The organism is Cupriavidus sp. KK10 (assembly GCF_018223725.1).
Taxonomy (GTDB): Bacteria; Pseudomonadota; Gammaproteobacteria; order Burkholderiales; family Burkholderiaceae; genus Cupriavidus; species Cupriavidus necator.
This window is the reverse complement of sequence record NZ_CP073677.1, coordinates 4,747,920-4,768,397: the sequence shown is the minus strand read 5'-3', so window position 1 is coordinate 4,768,397 and position 20,478 is coordinate 4,747,920. Positions and strand designations below refer to the sequence as shown.

Annotated in this window: 16 protein-coding genes and 4 pseudogenes; 5 read left to right on the top strand and 15 right to left on the bottom strand. The window is 63.3% G+C overall.

The window, feature by feature from the left end; translation table 11 throughout:
• Positions 1-35 precede the first annotated feature (35 nt).
• Together KB879_RS22215 and KB879_RS22210 are read right to left on the bottom strand one after the other, a co-directional pair.
• Positions 36-1,646: pseudogene (locus KB879_RS22215) on the bottom strand (rhodanese-like domain-containing protein).
• Positions 1,647-1,663: 17 nt separating this feature from the next.
• Positions 1,664-2,174, bottom strand: a pseudogene (locus KB879_RS22210) (tripartite tricarboxylate transporter substrate-binding protein); the annotation flags it as partial.
• Between the two features lie 264 nt (positions 2,175-2,438).
• On the opposite strand from KB879_RS22210, the pseudogene KB879_RS40445 reads away from it, so the two are divergent.
• From KB879_RS40445 to KB879_RS22195, 3 genes and pseudogenes are all read left to right on the top strand, one after another.
• A pseudogene (locus KB879_RS40445) lies at positions 2,439-2,561 on the top strand (tripartite tricarboxylate transporter substrate binding protein); the annotation flags it as partial.
• Positions 2,506-2,910, top strand: a complete 405-nt coding sequence (locus KB879_RS40440) for a tripartite tricarboxylate transporter substrate-binding protein (protein ID WP_371827422.1) — start codon at positions 2,506-2,508, stop codon at positions 2,908-2,910. The pseudogene KB879_RS40445 and the gene KB879_RS40440, both read left to right, overlap by 56 nt.
• Positions 2,837-3,202 (top strand): tripartite tricarboxylate transporter substrate binding protein, encoded by a 366-nt coding sequence (locus KB879_RS22195; protein WP_228772658.1) that lies wholly within the window; start codon positions 2,837-2,839, stop codon positions 3,200-3,202. The genes KB879_RS40440 and KB879_RS22195 overlap by 74 nt, the downstream gene beginning before the upstream one ends.
• 197 nt (positions 3,203-3,399) lie before the next feature.
• On the opposite strand, the gene aspA is transcribed toward KB879_RS22195, so the two are convergent.
• Positions 3,400-4,833, bottom strand: a complete 1,434-nt coding sequence (aspA, locus tag KB879_RS22190) for an aspartate ammonia-lyase (RefSeq protein WP_013956928.1) — start codon at positions 4,831-4,833, stop codon at positions 3,400-3,402.
• A 285-nt stretch (positions 4,834-5,118) separates the two neighbouring features.
• Here aspA and KB879_RS22185 point away from each other — a divergent pair.
• A pseudogene (locus KB879_RS22185) lies at positions 5,119-6,164 on the top strand (YhcG family protein).
• A gap of 422 nt (positions 6,165-6,586) precedes the next feature.
• Here KB879_RS22185 and KB879_RS22180 read toward each other — a convergent pair.
• The 9 genes from KB879_RS22180 to KB879_RS22140 form a co-directional block, all read right to left on the bottom strand.
• Positions 6,587-7,603, bottom strand: a complete 1,017-nt coding sequence (locus KB879_RS22180; RefSeq protein ID WP_153956058.1) for a D-cysteine desulfhydrase — start codon at positions 7,601-7,603, stop codon at positions 6,587-6,589.
• Positions 7,604-7,710: 107 nt separating this feature from the next.
• Positions 7,711-8,436 (bottom strand): amino acid ABC transporter ATP-binding protein, encoded by a 726-nt coding sequence (locus KB879_RS22175; protein ID WP_013956924.1) that lies wholly within the window; start codon positions 8,434-8,436, stop codon positions 7,711-7,713.
• A gap of 52 nt (positions 8,437-8,488) precedes the next feature.
• A complete protein-coding gene (locus KB879_RS22170; protein ID WP_013956923.1) occupies positions 8,489-9,148 on the bottom strand; it encodes an amino acid ABC transporter permease in 660 nt (219 codons plus the stop codon).
• 81 nt (positions 9,149-9,229) lie between these two features.
• Positions 9,230-10,030, bottom strand: coding sequence for a transporter substrate-binding domain-containing protein (locus KB879_RS22165; protein ID WP_013956922.1), 801 nt, complete (start codon positions 10,028-10,030; stop codon positions 9,230-9,232).
• A gap of 47 nt (positions 10,031-10,077) precedes the next feature.
• Entirely contained in the window at positions 10,078-11,256 is a 1,179-nt protein-coding gene (gene metC / locus KB879_RS22160) for a cystathionine beta-lyase (protein WP_013956921.1), read from the bottom strand.
• 5 nt (positions 11,257-11,261) lie between these two features.
• Entirely contained in the window at positions 11,262-12,488 is a 1,227-nt protein-coding gene (locus KB879_RS22155; protein WP_211979780.1) for a pyridoxal phosphate-dependent aminotransferase, read from the bottom strand.
• A 68-nt stretch (positions 12,489-12,556) separates the two neighbouring features.
• The gene (locus KB879_RS22150; RefSeq protein WP_013956919.1) at positions 12,557-12,790 is read right to left on the bottom strand and encodes a DUF6356 family protein; all 234 of its coding nucleotides are present in this window, start codon (positions 12,788-12,790) and stop codon (positions 12,557-12,559) included.
• A 130-nt stretch (positions 12,791-12,920) separates the two neighbouring features.
• On the bottom strand, positions 12,921-13,922 hold the full coding sequence (trxB, locus tag KB879_RS22145; RefSeq protein WP_211979779.1) for a thioredoxin-disulfide reductase: 1,002 nt from the start codon (positions 13,920-13,922) through the stop codon (positions 12,921-12,923).
• 195 nt (positions 13,923-14,117) lie between these two features.
• Positions 14,118-14,465, bottom strand: a complete 348-nt coding sequence (locus KB879_RS22140; RefSeq protein WP_211982265.1) for a DUF3088 domain-containing protein — start codon at positions 14,463-14,465, stop codon at positions 14,118-14,120.
• A gap of 244 nt (positions 14,466-14,709) precedes the next feature.
• Here KB879_RS22140 and ftrA point away from each other — a divergent pair, with 244 nt between their 5' ends.
• The gene (gene ftrA / locus KB879_RS22135) at positions 14,710-15,720 is read left to right on the top strand and encodes a transcriptional regulator FtrA (RefSeq protein ID WP_153956069.1); all 1,011 of its coding nucleotides are present in this window, start codon (positions 14,710-14,712) and stop codon (positions 15,718-15,720) included.
• A gap of 163 nt (positions 15,721-15,883) precedes the next feature.
• Here ftrA and KB879_RS22130 read toward each other — a convergent pair whose 3' ends face one another.
• Genes KB879_RS22130 through KB879_RS22120 form a run of 3 tightly spaced genes read right to left on the bottom strand, consistent with a single transcriptional unit; the run spans position 15,884 to position 20,444 of the window.
• A complete protein-coding gene (locus tag KB879_RS22130; RefSeq protein WP_153956055.1) occupies positions 15,884-16,780 on the bottom strand; it encodes a hydroxymethylglutaryl-CoA lyase in 897 nt (298 codons plus the stop codon).
• A gap of 22 nt (positions 16,781-16,802) precedes the next feature.
• On the bottom strand, positions 16,803-18,818 hold the full coding sequence (locus KB879_RS22125; protein WP_211979778.1) for an acetyl/propionyl/methylcrotonyl-CoA carboxylase subunit alpha: 2,016 nt from the start codon (positions 18,816-18,818) through the stop codon (positions 16,803-16,805).
• 18 nt (positions 18,819-18,836) lie between these two features.
• Positions 18,837-20,444, bottom strand: coding sequence for a carboxyl transferase domain-containing protein (locus KB879_RS22120; protein ID WP_211979777.1), 1,608 nt, complete (start codon positions 20,442-20,444; stop codon positions 18,837-18,839).
• Positions 20,445-20,478: the final 34 nt, after the last annotated feature.

Below are 20,478 nucleotides of genomic sequence, written 5' to 3'. Positions count from 1 at the left end.
CTATCCCGAACGCCGGCTCGACCGGCAGGTTGGGGCTAGTCGCGCCCAGACGCGGCAATGCGGAACACACCCAGCTCATCCGGCGCGCACTGCGCGATCAGCCCGGTTTCCCACGCCAGGTAGGCGCGGGCTGCGTCCCGGTTGCCCTCGTGGCGGTCGTGCACGAAGAACAGGTAATCGATGCGCGCTTTGGCTGGCAGCGGCTCGAGCGCAGCCGCTTGCGGCAGCCCGGCTGATTGCCAGGTGGCATAGCCATTGTCGGTGTGGTACACGTGCCGATAGCCCGCCTCAAGCAGATCCCCGCCCGCAAGTATTGCCATGTCTGGCTCGCTGGCGATCAGAACCACAGGATCGGCATGCGCTACGCCAAGCGCCCGCAGTTGTTGCAGCAGCCGCGGCCGGATCGACCAGACCGCGCCAGATGCATGACCGCGCTCAGATGCCGAGCTCTCGCGCAGGTCGATGATAGCTAGGCACTGGGCTGCGATGTGCAGCGCTTGCAGCAGGTCGGCGTTGAGCACGGGCAGGGCGGTAGTGACCTCCACCTTTGGTCGCGCGCGAACCTGCAGCGAGGCCTCCACGCCATCGGCAAGCACGGCGGTCTCATAGCCAAGCTGGTGCAACCAGCTGGCAACCACCGGCGCGCGCACGCCGTCGTCGTCGAACACAATGACGCGGCTGCCGCGCACCCCGATATAGCGATCCGTTGCCTGCACCAGCTGTCCGCCGGGCGCATGCACCGCGCCATCGATCGTACGCCGGGCAAATTCGTCGGCGGAACGGATATCGAAGAGGTAGGTGGTGCGGTGCGCATCATGCAGCCATTGCTGTGCCTGCGCGGTCGACAGCGAGGGCAGGCCAAAGCGCTCTGCAGCAGCCTGACGGAGCGCTCGCGCGCCGCGGCGAGCACCGGCGCCGAAGGCACGGCGACAGTGAAGCGGTCGCTGCCATGCTCCAGCGCATGGCCTGCCAGATACCAGCCCTGCGTGCCGTTCTCCAGCGCCAGTACTGGATTGGGCAGGCCCAGGTTCAGCAGCGTCTGGGCGCCGATGATGCTGCGCGTGCGCCCGGCGCAATGCACCACCACGGGCGTGTTCGGATTGGGCAGCAGCGCGGGCAGCCGCAGCGCAAGGTCGCCGTTGGGGCAGCTCAGCGCGCCCGGGACGGTCATCTTGCGGTGTTCTTCCTCGGAGCGGCCATCCACCAGCACGAAGCTCTCTCCGGCGGCACGGCGCGCTACAAGGTCGTCGGCGCTCAGGCGGGGCGTGTGCTGGATGTGCTCGACCAGCTCGCCAAACGTCTTGGAGGGTACGTTGACTCCCTTGAACAAGGTATAGCCGGCGGCAGCCCAGGCGGGTGCGCCGCCGTCGAGCACTGTCACGTTCAGGTACGAGGCGCCGCGCTGCGTGCGACGCCACGGGATTTTCCACGTCGCCATCGTCGAACAGCACGATGCGTTCCGCACGGCGCGGTGCCAGCTGGCCGACTTCAAGCTCAAGGCGGCTGTAGGGCAGGGGCACGGCGAAGAACGGATGGCCTTCGCCGTACTGGCCGTGCTCGCGAACGTCGAACAGGGCTAGCGGCTGCCCGTCGTTGAGCCAGCCGCGCAGCGTGGCGGCGTCGATGGCATGGGTCATGTCAGTCATTTGGGTTCCAGCGGTTATCAGCGCAGCGCGATGCCCGATGCGGCGATCACCGAGGCGTAACGGGGCAGGTCGCGCGCCAGCGTTGCATCCAGCTCCTGCGCCGACGAGGCGACTACGACATAGCCAGCGTCTTCCAACTGGCCGCGGGTGGCGGGTGCGTGCAGCACCGCCGCGACATCGCGGCTGATGCGCTCGACCACAGCAGCCGGAGTTGCCGCATGCGCGAGCAGTCCTTGCCAACTCTCCACGGCAAAGCCCGTGGCGCCGGCTTCGGCAAGCTTGGGAACCTGCGGCAGTGCTTTGGAGCGATAAGGTGTCGTGACCGCGAGCGCGGATAAGCTTGCCGGCGCGTACATAGTCGGTCACCGCTGCCAGCGTGATCAGCGTGGCGTCGATATGGCCGCCGAGCAGGTCCACGGTAGCCGGCGCACCGCCGGCATACGGGATGTAGTTGACCTTTAAGCCAAGCTGGCGCGACAGCATTTCATGCGCGATGTGGGCGATGCCGCCATTGCCGGGCAGCCCGAGCACTGACCAGAAACCGAACCAATCCGATTGACAACGGAAGTCATATCAGTATCAGTGCGGCGCTGTTGGAAGCGCCAAGGGAGGCGTTCGCCTTGTGGGCGCCGCTGCAATGCTGTTTGCCGCAATGTGGGCGGCCAATCCGGCAAACGCTCAACCGGGGCGGACGCCCACTAAACCGATTCGGCTGGTCGTGCAGTATGCGCCAGGCGGGGGAACGGATGTACTCGCCCGCCTTGTCGTGGCACGCATTGGTATCAACCCATCGTGGTGGAGAACCGGCGGGGTCCCAACGGCGTGATTGGTGCCAATGTCACTCATGCATCGCCGCCGGATGGATACACGTTGCTGTTTGCGGCCGCCGACTCTATTTCAGTCGCACCGTATATTCACAAGAAGGTCGTCCAGTTTCAGCCCAATGGCTTCCGGCCCCGTTGCTCCCGTAGCCAAGATGGGCTTCGTTCTGGGGAGTCGTCCGGATGCCGAGACCAGGACTGTCCAGGACATCGTCGCGAAGGCAAAAACCAGCTCACTTTCCTGTGGTCATTGGGGACCGGGGAGCATGGCGCAAATGGGCATGGAATTGCTCAAGACCAAGGCGCACATCAACAAAATGCTCGAAGTGCCGTTCGGCGGCGCGGCACCCGTCATGACGGCTGTCATGGGTGGCATTCATTCCCACACCTTTGGTGGTCGCCAACAAGGCCAAACTGTGGCTCTATGCACTGGGATCTCCTGAGCGCTTCCCGTCAATCAAGGAGGTTCCTACGCTCACCGAAAGTGGCTATGCAATCGACGCTGACACCTGGTTTGGCGTGCTCGCTCCGCCAAATACGCCGCAAGTGGTTGTTGATGTCATCCAGGCGCAGGTGACTCGCGCCACGTCCCAGCCAGAGTTCCGTGCGCGCCTCGCCGACATGGCTTATACGCCAATCACGATTAACCCCAAGAAGTTCGGTGAATTTGTCCAGGCTGAGGATCAACGATGGGGCGCGGCTGTCAAGGCGGCAAGGATACGGATTGAGGAGTAGCGGGTGTGCGCTGAACGCCATCTGGCATACGCGATGCTATGCCGCCGGCTAGCGCCCCGCCGCATAGCAGCCGCGTATGCTGCGCTGAGCCATACGTGCGGGCGATATCCGTGTGCAAAGGCCATGGCTTGGCATGCTCGCGCGCCCTACGGCTTACTGTTCCAGCCGATCCGGTGCCGCTCCTGCGTGGCTTCATGTCATCGGACAAACGACTTCCCATGCAAGTCCAGCGGCACCGGCTGGGTCAGCGTCTCGGGGCGCAGGATGCGGTCAAGTTCCTCTTTCGACAGCAGGCCCTTACGCAAGACGATTTCATAGACGCTGCCGCCTGTTGCGTGCGCTTCCTGCGCAACGGCGGTTGCGTTGGCATAGCCGATGTAGGGGTTGAGCGCCGTCACGATGCCGATCGAGTTCTCGACAGTGGCGCGCAGCCGGTCGGCATTCGCGGTGATGCCTTTGACGCAGCGCTCGGCGAGCGTCAGGCAGCCGTTGCGCAGATGGCTGACGCTCTTGAACAGGCTGTGCGCGATGATCGGCTCGAACGCATTGAGCTGGAGCTGGCCGGCCTCGGCCGCAAAGCTGACGGTGACGTCATTGCCGATGACTTCGAAGGCGATCTGATTCACGACTTCGGGGATCACCGGATTAACCTTGCCGGGCATGATGCTGGAGCCGGCCTGCATCGGCGGCAGGTTGATCTCCCCCAGGCCAGCGCGCGGGCCGCTGGATAGCAGCCGCAAATCGTTACATGTCTTCGATAGCTTCACGGCAACGCGCTTCAACACACCGGAGAGCTGCACGAACGAGCCGCAGTCCTGCGTGGCCTCGATCAGATTGGGTGCGGTTTCCAGCGGAATGCCTGTGATCTCGCGCAGGCGCCGCAGCACCACGGGCGCATACGACGGATGCGCGGTGATGCCGGTGCCGATTGCGGTGGCCCCAAGGTTGATCTCGCAGATCAGCATCGCGGCTTCGCGCAGGCGCGCCTCGTCTTCTCCGAGCATCACGGCGTAGGTGCTGAATTCCTGGCCGAGCGTCATCGGCACGGCATCCTGCAGCTGAGTGCGGCCCATCTTGATGATGTGAGCGAACTCGTCGGCCTTCGCCTCGAAGGCCCGTCGCAGCACCGCCATGGCGTCGACAAGACCGGCGATACCGAACCACGTAGCGACCTTCAGCGCGCTCGGGTAGACATCGTTGGTGCTCTGGCCGATGTTGACGTGCTCGTTCGGGTGCAGGTGCTGGTACTCGCCCTTCTGATGGCCGAGCAGTTCGAGCGCGCGGTTGGCGATCACCTCATTGGCGTTCATGTTGGTCGAGGTGCCGGCGCCGCCCTGAATGACATCGACGACAAACTGGTCGTGCAGCTTCCCGGCAATCAACTCCTGGCAGGCGCCGACGATCGCGTCGCAGCGCGCCTTGTCGAGCAGGCCCAGCTCATGGTTGGCCTGCGCCGCGGCCTGCTTGATCGCAGCCAGCGCCTTGATCAGCTCTGGGTAGATGGAGATCGGGGTGCCTGTGATAGGGAAATTCTCGACGGCGCGCAACGTATGTACGCCGTAGTAGGCCTGGACAGGGACTTCACGGTCACCCAGGAGGTCATGTTCGGTTCTGAAGAGTCCGGCAGTCATGGTTACGCTCCTCGCGTAAGTTGGTTTTAGCACTGCTGCCGGAGTCTAGGGAATCGGCCGCACCTGCAACACGTTCGATGCCAAGATTTCATGGGGTGTCGCGGCGCAGTGCATGATTATGCAGAAATGGCATGACCGGGGTTCGATTCTGCCGGTAGCCTGCGAAGCTGCCAGGGCAATCTGATAGCAAGTTTCGTAAGCGGCGTATTCTTCGTGATGATTTCGTAGCGGCCCTGAACGGGTGCTCTATACTGCCCCCATTGCGTCTTCTCCGCCTCTGCTGCCATGGCTTCGTTACCGCTGCCTCCCGACTACGCCGATTGGCTCACTTCGCTAAAATCTCGCATCGGGCGCGCCCAGCAACGCGCGGCGGTGGCGGTCAACCAAGCCTTGGTCGCGCTGTACTGGGATATTGGCAAGGAAATTCTTGAGCGGCAGGCGAGACAGGGCTGGGGTGCCAAAGTATAGAGCGTTTGGCGCAGGATTTGCGGCAAGCATTTCCCCAAATGAGCGGACTGTCGCGCTCCAACCTGATGGCAATGCGCGCCTTCGCCGAGGCGTGGCCGGATGCAGCAATTGTCCAACAGCTTGTTGGACAATTGCCTTGGGGGCACAACCAGGTGCTGCTGCAAAAGCTCAAATCGGAGGAGCAGCGGCAGTGGTACGCGCGGCAGGCACTCGCGCACGGCTGGTCCCGCGCGGTACTACTGGCGCAGATTGACACCCGCCTGATCGACCGGGCGGCGCAGGCGCCAAACAACTTTGCCGCCCAACTGCCTTCGCCGCAGTCTGATTTGGCGCGGGCCACACTCAAGGATCCTTACGTCTTCGATTTTTTGAGCTTGCGTGCCGACGCGACGGAGCGGGACTTGGAGGCAGCGCCGGTGGAACACATAACTCGTTTCCTACTCGAGCTCGGGGCCGGCTTCGCCTATGTCGGCCGACAGGTTCACCTCGAAGTGGGTGGCGATGACTTCTACCTTGATTTGCTGTTCTATCACCTCAAGCTCCGCTGCTATATCGTCATTGAACTGAAGACAGGTGCCTTTAAGCCCGAGTATGCAGGTCAGATCAGTTTCTACCTGTCGGCGGTTGATGCCCTGATGAAAACCGAGGCCGACCATCCCACCATCGGGCTGCTGTTGTGCCAGGAGCATAACCGGCTGGTGGTCGAGTACGCGCTGCGCGGCATGGGGAATCCGATAGGCGTAGCCCAGTACCAGTTCGTTGCGGAACTCCCCATTGAACTTCAAGAGAGCCTGCCGAGCGTCGAAACGCTGACGCAAGAACTAGGGCTGGACGTTCGGCTGGAGGAGGGCGACTCAGTATGAGAACGGCCCAGCCTTGCGGTTGGGGAAAACGGTCACCGCAATCGAGACGCTGGTAAGACCAGCGTGAGTGAACCTATTGGTCGGCGGAGCGCGGACAGGGCGCTGGACTTCCTGTATCGTTTGAGCTGATTGACAATGGTGTCGCCAGAGTCGTCGCCCCGCAAATCGTTCCATCTCCCGTGCCAGCAAATGCTCTGTGCGCTTGACGGTAAAAGCGACGGTAAGGCCCCAAGTTGATCACAGCCAATCCCTTTACCTACGCGGGTTTAAGGGGCCTATTGATGATGGAGTGGGAGTGACGTTGTAGTTCGCTTTTCATCAAGCATATAGGGCGCCCTCGAGGCGCCTTGTCTCTTGGCTCCGCGCTTCGCGTTGCCGCGGCGGGGCTGGGCGGTGGTGTCGACTCCCCCTCCGTCCCCGCTTCAGTCCCTCGGGCCTGTGTTGATTGCATTGCGATACGCAAACAACGCCGGCGCACCACCGGTATGCAGGAACAACACCGGGCCAGCCGAAGCAAAACGCCCGCGCGCGACGCCATCGAGCAAGCCAGCCATCGCCTTCCCCGTATAGACGGGATCGAGCAACACACCTTCGGTACCTGCCAGGATGCGGATGGCCTCCAGCCCCGCCTGGTTGGGCTCACCATAGCGAGGTGCGAAGTACTCGTCCCACAGCTCGACCTTCAGCCCTGCCGGCACCTCGACATCGAGCAGTGCGGCAGTCCCTTCAATCAGCCCAGCCACCTTCGGAACTTGCGCGGCGACGCTGCGCGACACGGTAACACCGACGACCGGTGTATCCGGCATCGCGTGTGCGAGCGCCAACGCAAGCCCGCCATGGGTTCCGGCACTGCCGGACGCCAGCACGACCGCCGAGAACGCAAGACCCATCGCCTCGGCTTGCTGCGCCAGCTCCAGCCCGGCACGTACATACCCCAATGCCCCCAGCGGATTGGACCCGCCGATCGGGATGACATACGGCTTGTGCCCCTCGCCACGCAGCCGTTCCGCAAGGGCCTGCAACTGTGCGTCGGCGTTGTCGAGACTGGTAACCGGCTCGGCCTGTGCGTCGAACAAATCGAGCAGCAGGCGGTTGCCGCTGTGCAGGTAGTCGCCGTCTGCCGTGCCGGTCGGGTTTTCCAGCAACGCGCTGCAGCGTAGCCCAAGACGGGCCGCCAGCGCGGCCGTCTGCCGGACATGATTCGACTGTATGGCTCCGGCCGTTACCAGCGTATCGGCGCCCTGGCGCAAGGCGTCAGCCGCCAGGAACTCAAGCTTGCGCAGTTTGTTTCCGCCAAACGCAAGTGGTGTGGTGTCATCCCGCTTGACGTAGATATCGCGCCCGACCATCCCGGACAGGCGGTCAAGCTTTTGCAGGGGCGTGGCCGCGCCGACCAGATCGAGGCGGGAGAAAGCGGCAAGGCGATCCGAGATCTTCATGATTTCAACTTTGGGGGAGGTGGACCAGGACGGGGCGGCGGCGGTCGTTGTCAGCGGGGACCTTGATCGCCCCCGACCGCCCCCGCCTTCATGCAAGCGGGTGTGAGTCAATGCAGGATCTTTGCGAGGAATTCCTTAGCGCGGGCCGATTTCGGGTCGCCGAAGAAGGCGTCCTTGCCGGCATCCTCGACGATGGCGCCGCCATCCATGAAAATTACGCGGCTGGCGACCTTCTTCGCGAACCCCATTTCATGGGTGACGCAGATCATCGTCATGCCCTCGCGCGCCAGTTCGACCATGACGTCCAGCACCTCATTGATCATTTCGGGATCGAGCGCCGATGTCGGTTCGTCGAACAGCATGGCGATCGGATCCATCGACAGCGCGCGTGCAATGGCAACGCGCTGTTGCTGCCCGCCCGAAAGCTGCCCGGGGTATTTCCGCGCATGCGCTTTCAGGCCGACGCGCTCGAGCAGGCGCATGCCGTTCTCCTGTGCTTCCTCATTGCGGCGTTTCAACACTTTGACCTGGGCCAGAGACAGGTTGTCGAGAATGGACAGATGCGGGAACAGCTCGAAATGCTGAAACACCATGCCAACCCGCGCACGCAACTGGGCGAGCTTGATCTTCGGATCGCCGACCATCACCCCGTCCACACTGATCCGGCCCTGCTGAAACGGCTCGAGGCCGTTGACGGTTTTGATCAGCGTGGATTTTCCTGATCCGGAAGGGCCGCAGATGACCACGACCTCGCCTTTTTCTACCTGGGTGCTGCACGCATCAAGCACCTTGAACTGACCGTACCACTTCGATACGCCTTCGAGCGCGATCATCGTTTTGTCTCCTACTTGCAGATTGCTTTCTTCGGGTTTCCGACCCGTTGGATCAACGCGTCACAGGCAGTGTCAGACGCGCCTCGAGGCGACGCTGTGCCCATGACAATCCGGTGCTGAACAGCCAGTAGATCGCTGCTACCGACAGATACAAGGGAAGCGGCTGGAACGTTGATGCGATGATTTCCTGGGACGACCTGAGCAACTCGGTCACGGTGATGACTGACACCAGCGACGTATCCTTGATCAGGCTGATGAGCGTGTTGCCGAGGCTTGGCACGGCGAGCCGCAAGGCCTGCGGGCAGACGATGTAACGCAGCGTCTGCAGATGGCTCAGCCCGAGGCTATGCGCGGCGCTCCATTGCCCTCTGCCGATACCGAGAATCGCGCCGCGCATGCTTTCCGACAGGTACGCGCCGGCATTGGCCGTGAGGGTAAGAATGCCGGCGCTGGTGGGGTCCAGGGAAATGCCGAGGTCTGGCAGGCCATAGTAGACGACGAACATCTGCACCAGCAGCGGCGTGCCGCGCATGACACTGACATAGGTGCGGGCAATGCCGCCGAGGATCGGACTTGTGCTGATACCCATGATGGCGACCACGATCCCGACCAGCAGGCCGAACACCATCGACGCCAGGGCAAATTTCACGGTGATCACCGCTCCGTGCAGGAGTACCGGCGATGCATGAATAACTAGATCAAGAGATTCCATGATTCGATCCGTAGAAGTGGCCGCGTGGCCGGCCAGGCCGATGCCTGCAGCGATGGCAGGAGCCGGCCGGCGTGGCAGCGATTACTGGGCGACGGGTCTGCTGGCGTCGGTACCCAACCACTGGATGGACAGCTTGCGCAACGTGCCCTCCTGCTGCAACGCGTTCAGTGCGTCGTCAATGGCCTTGGCAAACTTGGGATTGCCCTTGCGGAACGGGATGCCCATCTCAAGCTTCGTGCCTGCAAGCAGCGCGCCCGTGCGTAGCGGCATCTTGGAGTTCTTGATCAGGTATGGCAGCATCAGGCGGTCATTGAGGGCGGCATCGATGCGCCCGGCAGCCAGGTCACGCAGGTTTTCCGACGTACCCGGATAGGTCTGCACCAGGATACCCGGCACGGATTTCGCCAGTTCGGCATAGTTGCTGCCCAGCGTGACGCCGACGGATTTTCCCTTCAGCTCCTCAAGCGAATTGAACTCGCGCTTGTCATTGTTGCGCTGAAGTACCTGGACCGCGGAATAGACGTATGGCTGGGTAAAATCCAGAGCCTGGCGGCGCGCCGGCGTGATGCCCACCTGGTTGACGATGACGTCGAACTTGCCGGCTTGCAGGCCGGCAATGATGCCACTCCACTCGGTGGTGACGAACTGGACCTTGAGCCCCATCTTGTCGGCCACGGCTTTGGCTACGGCCACGTCAAAGCCGTCGAGCTGACCGTCGCCATTGCGATAGCCAAAGGGTGGGTAAGTGCCCTCCATGCCGACTTTCAGGACACCGCTGACTTTGACCGAATCCAGCAGATCTTCAGCGTGCACGGCGGGCGCCGTGAGATTCAGGAGGGTCGCGATGCACGCGCTTTGCAACAGCAACTTCAGGGATTTCATGTCTTGTCTCCAATGTAGGAATAGGTATTTTTTTTTGAAGGGCAACGCTACTGCACGGCAAGTCTGCGGAACGCGGCTTCCAGATCGGCGATCAGATCCTCCTTGGCCTCAAGGCCCACGTGCAATCGAAATGCCTGGCCGGCATACGGCCAGGCGGCTGCGGGGCGCTCCTCCCTGGGATCGAAGGGCATCACCAGACTCTCGAATCCGCCCCAGGAAAAGCCCAGGCGGAACAGCTTCAGGTCGTCGATGAAGGCACGGAACGCCTCACGCCCATATCCGGGCTTGAGTACGACGCTGAACAATCCTGAAGCCCCCGTGAAATCCCGACGCCAAAGGGCGTGGCCCGGCGCACCAGTGAGCCCGGGGTGCAACACCTGGGCCACCTCCGGGCGGCCCGCGAGCCAATCGGCAATTGCCAGTCCGCTACGCTGATGCCGCTCAAGGCGCACGGCCATCGTGCGCAAGCCCCGCTGCGCGAGATAGACGTCGTCCGGGCCCGCGTGCTGGCCAGTGGCGAAGACATAGTCGCGCACGGTGCTCCATGACTCACGGTTGGTCGTGATCACACCCATCAAGGCGTCCGAATGCCCAACGATGTATTTCGTCCCCGCATGCACGGAGACGTCCACGCCGTGTTCAAATGGCTTGAAGAACAAGGGCGTGGCCCACGTGTTGTCGATGACGACGACCGCGCCATGCCGGTGTGCGACCTTCGCAATGGCAGGAATGTCCTGCATTTCGAACGTCTGCGAACCCGGTGACTCTGCGAACACGAGCGTCGTGGTCGGACGGAACAAGGCCGCGATGTCGGACCCAAGCGTGGGGTCGTAGAACGTCGCTGACACGTTGCAGCGGGCCAGTACCGTTTCGACGTAGTGGCGCGTCGGACCATAGACGCTGTCGCTCACCAGGATGTGATCGCCGGCTTTGACGAATGCCATGATGGCGCTCGTACACGCCGCCAGGCCGGACGACACCAACAGCGAACGGTGCCCGCCTTCGAGCCGCGCCAGGGCGTTCTGCAAGGCGAAAGTGGTCGGCGTGCCTTTGCGGCCGTACCACATGACATCCGTGTCGGCGCCCGACATGGCACGCCCGCGCGCTTCCATGTCGTCGAGATTGCGAAACGTCACGGTCGACGCATGGAAAACCGGCGGATTGACGACGCCGCCGAAATCGTCCGGATCGATCACGCCGTGCGAGAGGTAGGTATCGGGGGACATCCGGATTACCCTCGCATGGCGCTGTTGACCATGTCACCCAGTCGCTCCAGTCCCATGCGGAGATTGGGCTCGGGCGGGCCGAACGAGAAGCGCACCCAGCTTGCGTCGATGTACTCGGTCGCGCGCCGGTTGCCCGGATTGACGTCGAAGAACCTGCCGGGCACGGTCATGACCTTGCGCTTGAGACCCTCCGTAAAGAAGGTGTCCGCGGTGTTCAGCGGCGCGGGCAGCCGATGTACGCGGCCCCAGAGATAGAACGTGCCGTTGCCAGGGCATGGGATCTCGACACCCATGTTGGTCAGCGCGTCCAGCATGATGCGGCGCTTCCTGGCGAACATCTTCCGCAATGCGGACGTTTCCTGATCCGCGCGGTCGTGTTGCAGCGCTTGCACGGCAAGCCGTTGCACGATCGTCGGCGGGCCGCCGTCGATGGCGCTTGCGGCACGGCTGATCATGTCGATCACCTCGGTCGGCCCCACCACCCAGCCGACGCGCAGTCCGGGGTAACGATGATTCTTCGTCAAGCCGTCGACGATGACGACCGGGTCCGTTTCCACGTCCTCGACGAACTCGGCGGCAGATACCGGCTTGTCAGCGGGGGCATGGCCATCTTCGAACACGAAGTGAGAATAGAACTCGTCGAGCAGCATCCAGCAGCCCGTGTTGCGCGCCGCCGCCACATACTGTGCCAGTGCTTCACCACGTACCACGGCCCCGGTGGGGTTGTTGGGATTGCTCCACAGCAGCGCGTCCAGCTCTTCCCTTGCGATCAGTTCCTCGAGCGCCTGCGCCGGGATGGCAAAGCCGTCTTCGGGCCCCACGGGCAGCGTGACCGGCGTGAAGCGATGGCGGTGGTAAGCGATCAGATCTTCGTAGGCGGTGTAGTCGGGCACGACGTGGCCCAGACGAATTTCGCCCAGGGTGGCGAGCAGGCGCGACAGCGCAAGCCGCCCGCCGGACGCAATCGCGACATTGTCCTTCGTGTACTGCGATGCCTTGCCGCGACGATAGCGACGGTTGTAATCGTCCGCGACCGCCTGACGCAGCGCATCGATGCCGCCGACCGGCCCGTAGGCGCAATCGGCCACGTCGAACTGCAGTGAGGCCAGCCGTTCCGGCGCGCCTGCCATGGGCCCGATTTCAGGCTGCCCCTGGCCGAGGTTGCACCAGTCGGGATGACCGTTGCGGAAGCCGAGCTTGACGGCTTCGTGAACGACGTGAATCACGCCCATATAGGGGACCTGGCGTAGCAGGGAAGACGCTAGTGAGCTTGTCATGTTGTTGTCGAAGGGGGGCTTGTTTATCGGTGACGCGACGCCACGCGGTTGCGATGGGTGACCATGCGCTCATGCAGCCGAGAGATCGTGTTGCTGCCTGTGGCGACGAAGAGAAAAGGCAGCATGCCGTGCACGAGCGCCGCCATCGATGCGAACAGCATCGACGCGCCAAATGAAAACGACGACGACATATGCTGCAGATAGCTCTCGCCAACCGATGCCGGGTGCTCTTGGAAGAGCCGGAATATTGTTCTCATGGTGGGGGCGTAATCCGGTATTGCGCATCGTCCGATCCTGGATTGGAAAGCCGGCTTCGCGCTGTTTGTGAGAGAAATCATAGTGTTCGATCTCTGCAAAAGGCTTCCAAAGGTACCCACCATCTCGCTTCTAATTAGAAAAATTTTCTACTGGGATAGTGCAATGTAGAAATTCAGGCTCCGGCGTACTTTCCAGGTATCGCTGCGCATCGAGCGCGGCCATGCAGCCCGTGCCGGCGCTGGTGATCGCCTGCCGATAGATGTGGTCCTGCACGTCGCCTGCCGCGAACACGCCCGGCACACTCGTACCCGTGGCGTTGCCCGAGAGGCCGCCGTTGGTGACGATGTAGCCATTCGTCATCTCGAGCTGGCCTCTGAAGAGATCGGTGTTCGGCTTGTGGCCGATGGCGATGAAAACGCCTTGCAGTGCGAGTTCGGTGGTCTCGCCGGTTTGCGCATGCCTGATGCGCAGGCCGGTCACGCCGGCCTCGTCGCCATTCACTTCGTCGAGCACGTGGTTCCATTTGATCTCGACAACACCTTGCTTCGCCTTCTCGAGCAGACGGTCGACCAGGATCGGCTCGGCGCGGAACTTGTCGCGGCGGTGGATCACCGTGACCTTTTTCGCGATGCCAGCCAGATACAGCGCTTCCTCGACCGCCGTATTGCCGCCGCCAACCACGGCTACATGCTGCTGCTGGTAGAAGAAGCCGTCGCAGGTCGCGCAAGCGGACACGCCGCGGCCCATGAAGGATTCCTCGGACGGCAGACCGAGATACTGTGCGGACGCGCCTGTCGCGATGATCAGCGCGTCGCAGGTGTACTCGCCGGATTCTCCGATCAGGCGAATCGGCTTCCCGTCGAGCTTTGCCGTGTGGATGTGGTCGAACAGGATCTCGGTGTTGAAGCGCTCCGCGTGGTCGAGAAAGCGCTGCATCAGCTCTGGGCCCTGCACCCCCGTTGCATCCGCCGGCCAGTTTTCGACATCGGTCGTGGTCATCAACTGGCCGCCTTGCGCCAGGCCCGTGACGAGCACCGGCGACAAGTTGGCGCGCGCTGCATAGACGGCGGCGGTATAGCCGGCAGGGCCGGAACCGAGAATCAGGACCTTGGCGTGCTTGGGCGAAGACATTGGAGAATCCATAGCTTATTCAAGAGACTTCAGGCGATTGCCGGAAGCGATTACTGAGCAGGTTCGAAGTCGAGGCCCGCCACGCATGGGCACCGCCAAAGTTGCGGCAGGCGATGCCGCCAATCGCAATGGTTGCGATCGGCGCGCGGGGCTGCATGGAAGGCCTCTTCACGCATGAGCCGGGTTGGCCTGTGGTCAGGAGGCGGGATGCGCCACACCGTACTGCGACGACAGGTATCGACGGATATGGTCGGGCGAATCGATAAAACGCGTCTGGCCGCTCACGTGAATCTCCACACCGTCATCGACCGGCGCGCGCCCGTCGCCGAGCACCAGGACGGGGGCGGACTGGTTCGCCTCGCCGATCAGTTCGACAATTGCCATGCGAGGGCGGGGCGCATCGATGTATTCGACATCCACTTCATTGCGCAACTGCGGGAAGAAGCCGAGCAGGCCTTCAACGGCAACGGAATCTCCACAATAGAACGGACCTTCCGAGCCTGAAAAAAAGCCGGGGCGAAGCATGAATAGTTTGTCTTTCACTTTCACTCTCTCTGCGGGTTGAAATTGCTGGCGGACGCGCGTCGCTTGCCGTATCGCGAACCACCGACCACAGGATAAGCAGTGCAAATAGACCCCACCAGTGGCACGAACGACAATTTGCGTAAGGATCGTGCCAACTTGATGCGAGTGGCGGCGAGCAGGATCGCAGCACACGCAACAGACATGGGGGAGGGTCTTGCTAGACGCAGAGCAGATGGGGCAAAATCAATCGCTGGTGGCATCAATGCCCATTTCCGTCCATATCGTGCCAAAGACCAAATCACAGTCGTCTGTCAATGCAGGACTGGTTGCCGTCGTCGTGTATGACGGCCTGAGCCTCTTTGAGTATGGCTGCGCCGTTGAAGTGTTCGGTCTGCCAAGACCTGAAATGGGCGACAGCTGGTACCGCTTCACGACCTGTTCCGCCGAATCGGGGAGGTTGCGCGGCTCGGGTGGCATCCAGGTACACGCTGACGGTGGCCTCGAACTCCTGGCCAAAGCGAAGACCATCATCATTCCGGGGTGGCGCGGTATCGAAGCGGACGTCCCGCCGGAACTTTGCCGCGCGTTGAGGAAGGCGAACAAACGCGGGGCGCGCGTCATGTCAATCTGCACGGGCGCCTTTGTCCTGGCGGCAGCGGGGCTGCTCGACGGAAAGCGTGCGACTACGCACTGGCGCCATGCCGCAGCACTCGCGGCGCGATATCCGGACGTCCACGTGGAAGCGGACGTGCTCTACGTCGATGCCGGCGATGTCCTCACGTCTGCCGGCAGTGCGGCGGGAATCGACTTGTGCCTCCACCTGATTCGCCGGGACCTTGGCCCGCGCGCAGCCAATCAGGTCGCGCGCCGACTGGTCATGCCACCCCACCGCGAAGGCGGGCAGGCCCAATATATCGACGAGCCGGTCTCAAAGCGTAGCGGCTCTTCGCTGGCACCCTTGGTGGACGCGGTGCGCGCCACATTGGACGAGGGCTGGTCGATTGTCAGAATGGCAAGGCAAACGGCGATGAGTGCCCGAACCTTTCAGCGGCACTTTGTCAGTACGATGGGGATGCCGCCAGGGGAATGGCTGCTTACCGAGCGCCTGGGCCGGGCCAGGACGTTGCTTGAAGAGACCGATTTGTCCGTGGATGAAATCGCGGTGCAAGTCGGCTTTGGTGCTGCAGCCACATTGCGCAATCATTTCCGGACTCGGCTTGGAACCAGCCCGGGTTACTACAGGCGACGGTTCAGCGCATCCGAGGCACACTGATTACCCACGCGGCTTCGGACGACCTGTTGATGATGGAGTGGGAGTGAAATCGGGTCCTTCGGGGACTATCGGCCACGATAGAATAGCTGGTGTGACGTGCGGCTGACGACATGGGTGCGGCCTCGCTTGCCCGAACCCACGTATTTGTTGCCTGAAACGAGTACTAGCTCGCCTGGTTCGCTGACAGCGTGCTTCTTGCGCCACGGTTGCCGACGGCCCTGGAAATGAACTCCCCGATCTGCGCTACCTTGCCGGCATCGATCCCGGTTTCGACGCCCAGGTTCTGCATCATCCGGAGAAGCGCTTCGGTAGCGACATTTCCGGTGGCGCCCTTGGCATAAGGGCAACCGCCAAGCCCGGCCACGGACGAATGGAAGATGCGAATGCCCACCTCAAGGCTGGCCCGGACATTGGAGAGGGCGTGGCCATAGGTGTCGTGGAAGTGTCCCGACAGCCGCTCTAATGGAAACTCCGTCGAAGCCGCTCGCATGACTTCCTGAACCTTGTCAGGTGTACCCACGCCGATCGTATCGGCAATATCGATCTCGTCGCAGCCCAGCTCGCGCATGCGCCGCACCAGATCAACAACCGCTCCGACCGGCACGTCCCGTTGATAGGGACAGCCCAGCGAGCAAGACACGCTGGCACGCAGGCGTATACCTCTCTCCTTCGCTGCAGCCGCGACAGGCTCAAAGCGGGCCATCGACTCGGCGATCGAGCAATTGATGTTCTTCTGCGAGAACGCTTCACTGGCAGCGCCGAAGATGACGACCTCATCGGCGCCGGCAGCCAGTGCCGCGTCCAGGCCCTTGATGTTGGGGGTGAGTGCGGAGTAAAGCGTGCCAGGGCGCCGTCTGATACGCGCCATCACTTCCGCGCCGTCGGCCATCTGGGGCACCCACTTCGGCGACACAAATGATGCTGCCTCGATATTGGTGAAGCCTGCGTCGGTCAGCTGGTCGATCAATGCGACCTTGATCTCGGTCGGCACTAACGCCTTCTCGTTCTGCAGGCCATCGCGTGGACCGACTTCCACGATCTTGACTTTGTCTGGTTGCATTGCCGGAAATCTCCCCACGATATCAGGCTTCAAACGCGAGGAGCTGCGACCCTTCAGCCACTTGCTCGCCAACCCCATAGAGCACTTCACTGACCACACCATCAGCCGGCGCGCTGATGGTGTGCTCCATCTTCATTGCCTCCATCACCAGCAGCGGGGCCCCGCGCGTCACGATGCTGCCCGCCTCGACCATCACGGCAATGACCTTGCCGGGCATCGGCGCGGTCAGCTTGCCGTCTTCGCTTTCAGCCTCGCCAGCGTGCGCCAGGGGGTCGAGCCAGGTCAGGCTTACGTGACGACCGGCATGGAAGGCATGAAACACCTCGCCGTCGGCATGCACTTGGCCGTGCGCGTGGCGCGTACCGAGGTCGACGCGGATCTCATCTCCCTGGCAGTTGCAGGCGAAGGACACAACCTGGTTTGCGTAGATCAGCGTGCTGCCGCGTGCATCGGTGTTCAGCGTCACCTCCAGCACCTGCTCGCCATAGCCGAAGCGCAGCGTGCGCGACACGCCGCCGTTCAGCCGCCACGCGCCGCCATGGGTCCACGGCGAATGCTGGTCGGCGGCGTCGATGCGGCGCTCGCGCGTCTCGCGGTCGAGCAGCGCGGCCACCGCCAGCGCAATGACTTCCAGGCCGACCGGGGCGGCAGGCGGGAACAGCGTGGCTTCGTTGCGCTCGATCAGCCCGGTATCGAGATCGGCGGTGCGGAACGCCTGCGACGACACCAGCCGCTGCAGGAAGGCCACGTTGGTCGACAGCCCCACCACGTGATACGACGCCAGCGCCTGGCGCATGCGCGCCAGCGCCTCGTCGCGGTCCTTGCCCCAGACGATCAGCTTGGCGATCATCGGGTCGTAGAACGGGCTGATGGTGTCGCCTTCGCGCACGCCGGCGTCGATTCGGATGCCGGCCGGGCCATGCACATCACCACCGCGCATGAACTGCACCGCCGGCGGCGTGCGCAGGTAGCGCAGCGTGCCGGTGGACGGCAGGAACTGTTTGTCGGGGTTCTCGGCGTAGATGCGTGCTTCCAGCGCATGGCCGTCGATGCGCAGCTGCTCCTGCGTCAACGGCAGCGGCTCGCCGGCGGCGACGCGCAGCTGCCATTCGACCAGGTCCTGCCCGGTGATCATTTCGGTGACGGGGTGCTCCACCTGCAGGCGCGTGTTCATCTCCATGAAGTAGAACGAGCCGTCCTGGTTGGCGATGAACTCGACCGTGCCGGCGCCGACATAGCCGACCGCCTTGGCCGCGGCCACCGCCGCTTCGCCCATGGCACGGCGGCGCTCCTCGGTCATGCCCGGCGCGGGGGCTTCTTCCAGCACCTTCTGGTGGCGGCGCTGCACCGAGCAGTCGCGCTCGAACAGGTAGACGCAGTTGCCGTGGGTATCGGCAAACACCTGGATCTCGATATGGCGGGGGCGCGTCAGGTACTTCTCCACCAGCACCTTGTCATCGCCAAAGCTGGCGCTGGCCTCGCGCTTGACCGAGGCCAGCGCGGCCTCGAAGCCATCGCCCGACTCGACCACGCGCATGCCCTTGCCGCCGCCGCCAGCGCTGGCCTTGAGCAGCACCGGGTAGCCGATGCGGTCGGCCTCGCGGCGCAGCAGCGCCGGACCCTGGTCCTCCCCGTGGTAGCCGGGCACCAACGGCACCGCGGCCTTCTCCATCAATTGCTTGGCCGCGCTCTTGCTGCCCATCGCGTGGATGGCAGACGCCGGCGGGCCGATGAAGACCAGCCCCGCCGCGGCGCAGGCCTCGGCAAAGGTCTCGTTCTCGGACAGGAAGCCGTAGCCCGGGTGGATGGCCTGGGCACCGGTCTCCTTCGCCATCTCGATGATGTGGTCCGCGCGCAGGTAGCTGTCGCGCGCGGCCGCGCCGCCGATATGCACGGCCTCGTCGCAGAAGGCGACGTGGCGTGCGTCGGCGTCGGCGTCCGAGTACACAGCAACGGTGCGGATGCCGAGTCGGCGGCAGGTGGCGGCCACGCGGCAGGCGATTTCACCGCGGTTGGCGATCAGGATCTTGTTGAACATCGGTCTTCCTTGTCGTGATTACATGCGGAACACGCCGAACTTCATGTCCTCGATCGGCGCATTCAGGCTCGCGGACAGTCCCAGGCCCAGCACGGTGCGGGTCTGCGCGGGATCGATCACGCCGTCGTCCCATAGCCGCGCACTGGCGTAATAGGGGTGGCCCTGGTGTTCGTACTGGTCGCGGATAGGCTGCTTGAAGGCGTCTTCCTCCTCCGTGCTCCACTTGCCGCCCTTGCCCTCGATGCCGTCGCGGCGCACCGTGGCTAGCACGCTGGCGGCTTGTTCGCCGCCCATCACCGAGATGCGCGCGTTCGGCCACATCCACAGGAAGCGCGGCGAATAGGCGCGCCCGCACATGCCGTAGTTGCCGGCGCCGAACGAGCCGCCGATGATCACCGTGAACTTGGGCACTTGCGCGGTGGCGACCGCGGTCACCATCTTGGCGCCGTTGCGGGCAATGCCTTCGTTCTCGTACTTGCGCCCGACCATGAAGCCGGTGATGTTCTGCAGGAAGACCAGCGGGATCTTGCGCTGGCAGCACAGCTCGATGAAGTGCGCGCCCTTGAGCGCGGACTCGGAGAACAGGATGCCGTTGTTGGCGATGATGCCGACCGGGTAGCCCCAGATGCGCGCGAAGCCGCACACCAGCGTGGTGCCGTAGCGCGCCTTGAACTCGTCGAACTCGGAGCCGTCGACCAGGCGCGCGATCACCTCGCGCACGTCATAGGGCTTGCGCGTATCGGTCGGGATCACGCCATAGAGCTCTTGCACCGGATACAGCGGCTCGACTGGCTCGTGCAGGCGGATCTGGTCCGGCTTGCGGCGGTTCAGGTGCTGCACGATATTGCGCGCCAGGCTCAGCGCGTGATGGTCGTTCTGCGCAAAGTAGTCAGCCACGCCCGACAGGCGCGTATGCACGTCGGCGCCGCCCAGGTTTTCGGCGCTGACTTCCTCGCCCGTGGCGGCCTTCACCAGCGGCGGGCCGCCCAGGAAGATGGTGCCCTGGTTCTTGACGATGATGGACTCGTCGCTCATCGCGGGCACGTAGGCGCCGCCGGCGGTGCACGAGCCCATCACCACCGCGATCTGCGGGATGCCCTGCTTGGACAGGTTGGCCTGGTTGTAGAAGATGCGGCCGAAGTGGTCGCGGTCGGGGAACACGTCGTCCTGGTTGGGCAGGTTGGCGCCGCCGGAATCCACCAGGTAGATGCACGGCAGGTTGTTCTCCTCGGCGATCTCCTGCGCGCGCACATGCTTCTTGACCGTCATCGGGTAGTAGGTACCGCCCTTGACGGTGGCGTCATTGCAGACGATCACGCATTCCTGCCCGGCCACGCGGCCGATGCCGGTGATGATGCCCGCGCCCGGCGCGGCATTGTCGTACATGTCGTATGCGGCCAGCTGCGACAGCTCCAGGAACGGCGTGCCCGGATCCAGCAGTTGCTGCACGCGCTCGCGCGGCAGCAGCTTGCCGCGCGACAGGTGCTTGTTACGCGCGTCCTTGCCGCCGCCTTCGGCGAGCTTCGCGATCTTGGCCTCCAGGTCGGCTACCAGGGCCTGCATGGCTTCGGCGTTGGCCTTGAAGGACTCGGAGCGGGCGTTCAGTTTGGTTTCAATGATTGGCATATCGTGCTACTTGGTGTGCCGCGAGATGGTGCTG